Source organism: Kitasatospora sp. NPDC127035, assembly GCF_042726075.1.
Taxonomy (GTDB): Bacteria; Actinomycetota; Actinomycetes; order Streptomycetales; family Streptomycetaceae; genus Kitasatospora.
The window spans coordinates 1-5,274 of record NZ_JBHXDN010000140.1 but is presented as its reverse complement, the minus strand read 5'-3'; the positions used below and the strand labels follow the sequence as shown (position 1 = coordinate 5,274).

The following is a 5,274-nucleotide window of genomic DNA, read 5'->3' as shown; positions in this document are numbered from 1 at the left end:
GACGATCTTCGCGGAGGTGGTGGCGCGGGTGGGGGCGGCCGCGTTAGAGCTTGCGAAGTCCACTGAGGACCCTTTCGAGCAGCGTGACGTCGGGCTGGTTTCCGGATTCGCCGCCGGAAGCGGGCTGGTGGATGGCGACGAGGCCGGCCTCGGCCAGGTCGGCCACGAGGATGCGGGCCACTCCCAGCGGAAGGGAGAGCAGCGCCGACACCTCGGCCACGGACTTCACCTCGGTGCACAGGGTGCAGATCCGCTGGTGCTCGGGGAGCAGGGTGGCCAGGCGCTGCGGATCCACGTCGGCCGAGACGAGCGCCTCCAGGGCGAGCTCGTAGCGGGGCCGGGTCCGTCCGCCGGTCATCGCGAACGGTCGGATCAGCGGGCCGGAGTCCTGCTCGTCGTCGAACTCGTCAGCGTGCCCGGGCCGCTGGGCCGACCGGCCGCCCTGGTGCCCGACGGCCGACCGGCCCCCGAGGCCGGGGCCGGGCTGCTGGCCGGCCGTCCCGTCCTGCCTCGGGTAGCCCGCGGGGGGCGCGTCGTAGGAGGGCTGCGGCTGCCGGGGCCGGCCGTACTCGTCGTACTGCCCCGGCGGGTACGGCCCGCCGTACTGCGGCTGTCCGTAGTGCTGGTCGTGCTGGCCGTGGAGCGGCTGGCCGTACTGCTGACCGTGGCCGACGCCGGGTGCTCCGAAGGCGTCATGGCCTGTGCCAGGGTACGGAACGCCGTACTGGCCGCTGCGGTCGTCGGGCGGTGTCACGGATCCTCTCCTCACAGGGTGCGGCGGTGCGGTGCGAGCTCGGGCACTGGTCCCGAGCCGGTGGTGCGAAGGCCGTACTACGTCCGATCCCGAGCCCGCCGAAGCGGGCCCGGGACGGGCGCGGAGGTGCTTCGAATACCAGGACGGTATCCGACGGTCCGTCAGTGCAGGAGACTGCCCTGGAGTTCTGCGCGGAGTGCGGGGGTGAGGACGGCGCCGGCCCGGTCGACGAGCAGGGCCATCTCGTATCCGACGAGACCGATGTCGGAGTCGGGGGCGGCCAGGACGGCGAGTGCCGAGCCGTCGCTGACGGCCATCAGGAAGAGGAAGCCCCGTTCCATCTCGACGACGGTCTGGTTGACCTCGCCGCCCTCGAAGATCCGGCTGGCGCCGGTGGTGAGGGAGGTGAGGCCGGAGGCGACGGCGGCGAGCTGGTCGGCGCGGTCGCGGGGGAACCCTTCGGACATGCACAGCAGGAGGCCGTCCGCGGAGACCACCACCGTGTGCGACACCCCAGGGGTGTTGTCCACGAAATTGGTGATCAGCCAGTTCAGGTTCTGTGCGGCCTGGCTCATCTGACTCAACTCAACGCTCCTGGTGGTTCGAGCCGCCGAAGAGATCGGTGCTGCGATTCTGCTGTCCGTTGCCGGACTGGTCTACCTGATCGGGGTCGATCCGGAAGCTTCCGGTGCCGCCTGCGCTACGGCCCTGCTCGACACCGCGGCGCAGGTTCGTGAGACGTCCACGGACCTCCTCGGGCGAACGGGAGACCTGCGGCCCATCCTGTGGGGTGGGCTTGGCGTTGCCGGCCACCAGGTTCTGCTTGGGTACCCGCCGGGGGAGTCCGGACGGGGTGGTGCCGCTGGAAGAGGGCTCGCGGAGCTGTTCGGCGCGCTGCCAGTTGCCGTCGTTGGGCGACTGCCAGGCGGCGCTTCCCGCGCCGGTCGGGCCGGTGGGCCCGTACCCGCCGAGCGCGGACACCTCGTGGCCGCGCGGCTCGGCCGGCGCGGAGGTGTCCTTGGCACCGGCGAACCAGTTCGGGCTCTCGCCGCCCTGACCGGCGTCGGCCGGCCCGGACGGGAACCCGCCGCCGGCCAACTGCTGGCCGGGGCGGCGCTGGGGCAGCCCGGACGCCAGCGTGGCGGGGGCGGGGTCGGCGGCGGGCAGCGCGGGCTGCTCCGGGGCGTACGGGTGGCCGGCCGGGGCCTCCTCGGCCCCCTGGCCGTCCTGCTGGTAGCCGTAGCCGTCGTACCCGTCGTAGCCCTGGCCCTGGACCTGGAGGTCCTGGCCCTGGTCCTGGTACTCCTGCCGGCCGTACTGGTCGTCGCCGTAGCCGGACTGGTCGTAGCCCTGCTGCGGGTACTGGTCGTAGCCGTCCTGCTGGTAGCCGTTGCCGTCGTACCCGTCCTGGCCGTAGTTGTACTGGTCGTCGGCGTAGGTCTGGTCGTAGCCCTGCTGCGGGTACTGCCCGTCCTGGCCGTAGACCTCGTCGTTGCGGCGACCGTACGGGGGGTACTCGTCGTCGACCTCGGCGTCGAGCACCGGCGGCTCCTGGCCGGACTGCGGTCCGACCTCCAGCGCGGCCCGGCGGACCTGGTCCAGGCGCTGCGAGCGCTGGACCGCCTCCAGGGCGGGGCTGAAGCCGGAGGAGCCGGCGCTGCCGGTGCCGGTGAGGTGGTCGTCGAAGCCCAGCTCGGCGGCGCTGCGGGCTTCGTCCCGGCCGGGGGCGGCCCAGTCGGCGGTCGGCTCCTGGTCGGCGAAGATCCGGGAGACGGTGAACTGCTCCTCCGGCTCCGGCGCCGCGGCCATGTGGGTCAGGAACGGCGGCATCATGACCAGCGAGGTGGTGCCGGCCGACTCGCCGGACGGGCGGAGCTGGACGCGGATGTCGTGCCGCTGGGAGAGCCGGCCGACCACGAAGAGGCCCATGCGGCGGGAGATGGTGGCGTCGACCGTGGGCGGCTCGGCCAGCTTCTCGTTGATCTCGGCGAAGTCCTCGGCGGTGAGGCCGATGCCCTTGTCGTGGATCTCGACCAGCACCCGGCCGTCCGGCAGGCGGGTGGCGTTGACCAGCACCCGGGTCTGCGGGCTGGAGAACGAGGTGGCGTTCTCCAGCAGCTCGGCGAGCAGGTGGACGAGGTCGGTCACGGCGGCGCCGACGACCTCGGCCTCGGGGATGCCGGAGAGCTCGACGCGCTCGTACTGCTCCACCTCGGAGGCGGCGGCGCGGAGCACGTCGACCAGCGGGACCGGGGTGTTCCAGCGGCGGCCGGCCTCCTCGCCCGCGAGGACGAGCAGGTTCTCACCGTTGCGGCGCATACGGGTCGCGAGGTGGTCCAGCTTGAAGAGGTTCTCCAGCTGGTCCGGGTCGGCCTCGTTGTTCTCCAGGTCGGTGATCAGCGCCAGCTGGCGCTGGATGAGGCCCTGGCTGCGGCGCGACAGGTTGGTGAAGATCGCGTTGACGTTCCCTCGCAGCAGCGCCTGCTCGGCGGCGAGTGCGACCGCCTGCCGGTGGACCTGGTCGAAGGCCCGGGCGACCTCGCCGATCTCGTCCTTGCCGTGCAGCGGGATCGGGTTGATGTTGGTGTCGACCCGGTCGGGGTCGGTCTTGGAGAGCTTCTCGACCAGGTCGGGCAGACGGTGGTCGGCGATCTCCAGGGCGGCGTTGCGCAGGGTCCGCATGCCGAGAATCATCGAGCGGGCCACGTAGCCGGTGAGCACACCGGCGAGGATCAGCGACGCGAGCACGATCAGCGCGTTGAGGACGGCGTCGAAGCGCGCGTTGTCACGCAGCGCCGCGGCGTCCTGGAGCACGTCGTCCAGCAGCACGACCTCGGTGGCGCGGAGGCTGGTGATGTGGGTGTTGGCGGCCTGGTTCCAGTTCTCCGGCGTCAGACCGGAGTCCTTGGCCTCCTTGTACGCCCGGTCCGCGGCGTCCTTGCCCTGGGCCTGGCCGATCGCGGCGGCCTGGCTGTAGGCGGCGCCGAGGTTGAGCAGGCCCTGCATGGTGGGGGCGGTGCCGTTGGGCATCCGGTAGGCGGCGCGCTGGTCGGCGTTGGCCTGGGCGACCTGGGCGTCCGAGTAGCGGCGGGCGTCCTCGGGGGCGCTGCCGGTGTTGAACTCGGACAGCGCGGTGTGCTCCAGGCGCTGGGCGACCAGCAGCTGCTGGATCAGGTCCGCGTTCTCGTACCGGGTGGTGGCGCCCGCGGAGATGCCGACCAGCAGGTGCAGCATCAGCGCGCGCTGGGTCGAGGCGGAGGCCTTCGCCAGCGACATGGCGTAGATCGAGCGGCCCTTGCTGGTGAGGTTGGAGGAGCCGAGGCCGACCGAGTTGTCGTAGGCCAGCAGCGGGGCCAGCATCACCGAGTACGCGGAGGTGGTCGCGGAGGCGAACAGGTCCGGGCTGTAGGCGTTGGCGCGCAGGTGCGGCAGGGCGACGACGACGCCCTGGAAGGCGTCGTGGCGGCGCGGGAGCTCGCCGGACTTGTCGCTGGCCTCGTAGGCCGCGTAGTAGGCCTTGAGGGCGGCGTCGGTGGTCGAGCGCGCCTTGGTGACCTCGTTGTTCGGGTCCTGCTTGGTGAGCAGCGGTATGAGGGTCTTGTCGCGCTCGCTCTCCAGCGCCTCGGCCAGCTCGGTGGCGGCCTTGGCGAGGGTGGCGGTTCGCTGGGCGCGGTCGGCCTTGATGAAGCCGTCGAACGAGGTGTTGACGCGCAGACCGCCGAAGATCAGGCCGATGGTGACCGGGATCAGCAGAATCGCGATCAGACGGGCCGGCACGCGCCAGTTGCGCGGGCGCAGGAAGTCGTACCGGCTGCCGCCCTTGCCGCCGGTGTCGTCCGCGCCGGAGCCGCCCGTGCGGTCCTTGGCGGGACCCAGCTGCTGTGGTGTGGGGGCGGCCGGTGGCCGTTCCTCGGTCGGCGTGAACGCCGAGAACCCCGCCGGGTCCGGTGCGGTGCCGTTCGGCTCGCTCTGGCGGGGCTCGGAGCGCCGCTGCGGGGCGACCTGCTGCTTACGCCTCACTCGACAACTACCTCTCGGCCGACAGCCGGCCATGGATCAATCCAGCGCTACCCCTGGAGGCCCGTCCGTTCCGGGGAGCGGTGGCCGATATGGATGCAGGGGTAGCTGGAATTTCAGCACGTGCAGGGATGGGGGACAAACAGCTGCCGGTCAGCGCCATGCAGGGCGCAATTGGGACATTCACCGACATGACGGTGTAAAACTGTGGTCTTCTGGCGCTGAGTGATGCTGATTCGCTACAAACAGTCATTGTTGATCACGAAATGCCTACCGAACTGTTATCCGCCGCTTATGCGGGGGTCTTGCGCGCGGCGTCCGGACGACATCTCCCCGCAAGCGGACAGGCCCCGGCGCTCCGCCGTGACAGCGGGGCGCCGGGGCTGCCGACCTGCGGGTTCCGCTCAGCGGAGGCGGGCGAGGAGGGCGTGTTCGACGAGGGTGATGAGGGCGCTCTTGGCGCTGTCCCGGCGTCGGGCGTCGAGGGTGACGACGGGGGTGTC

At 71.6% G+C, this 5,274-nt stretch carries 3 protein-coding genes and 1 pseudogene; all 4 read right to left on the bottom strand.

What is annotated here, in order from left to right; genetic code table 11:
* Nucleotides 1-43 precede the first annotated feature (43 nt).
* Nucleotides 44-754, bottom strand: coding sequence for a DUF742 domain-containing protein (locus ACFWIC_RS40585; RefSeq protein ID WP_329947346.1), 711 nt, complete (start codon nucleotides 752-754; stop codon nucleotides 44-46).
* A 161-nt stretch (nucleotides 755-915) separates the two neighbouring features.
* Nucleotides 916-1,329 (bottom strand): roadblock/LC7 domain-containing protein, encoded by a 414-nt coding sequence (locus tag ACFWIC_RS40580; protein ID WP_043468791.1) that lies wholly within the window; start codon nucleotides 1,327-1,329, stop codon nucleotides 916-918.
* A gap of 10 nt (nucleotides 1,330-1,339) precedes the next feature.
* Complete coding sequence (locus ACFWIC_RS40575; protein WP_380522176.1) at nucleotides 1,340-4,774, bottom strand: nitrate- and nitrite sensing domain-containing protein; 3,435 nt, start codon at nucleotides 4,772-4,774, stop codon at nucleotides 1,340-1,342.
* Nucleotides 4,775-5,175: 401 nt separating this feature from the next.
* Nucleotides 5,176-5,274: pseudogene (locus tag ACFWIC_RS40570) on the bottom strand (ATP-binding protein); the annotation flags it as partial.

Coding starts and splice junctions, on each gene's coding strand:
- ACFWIC_RS40580 (WP_043468791.1), bottom strand. CDS start 1,329: ATGAGCCAGGCCGCACAGAACCTGAACTGGCTGATCACCAATTTCGTG.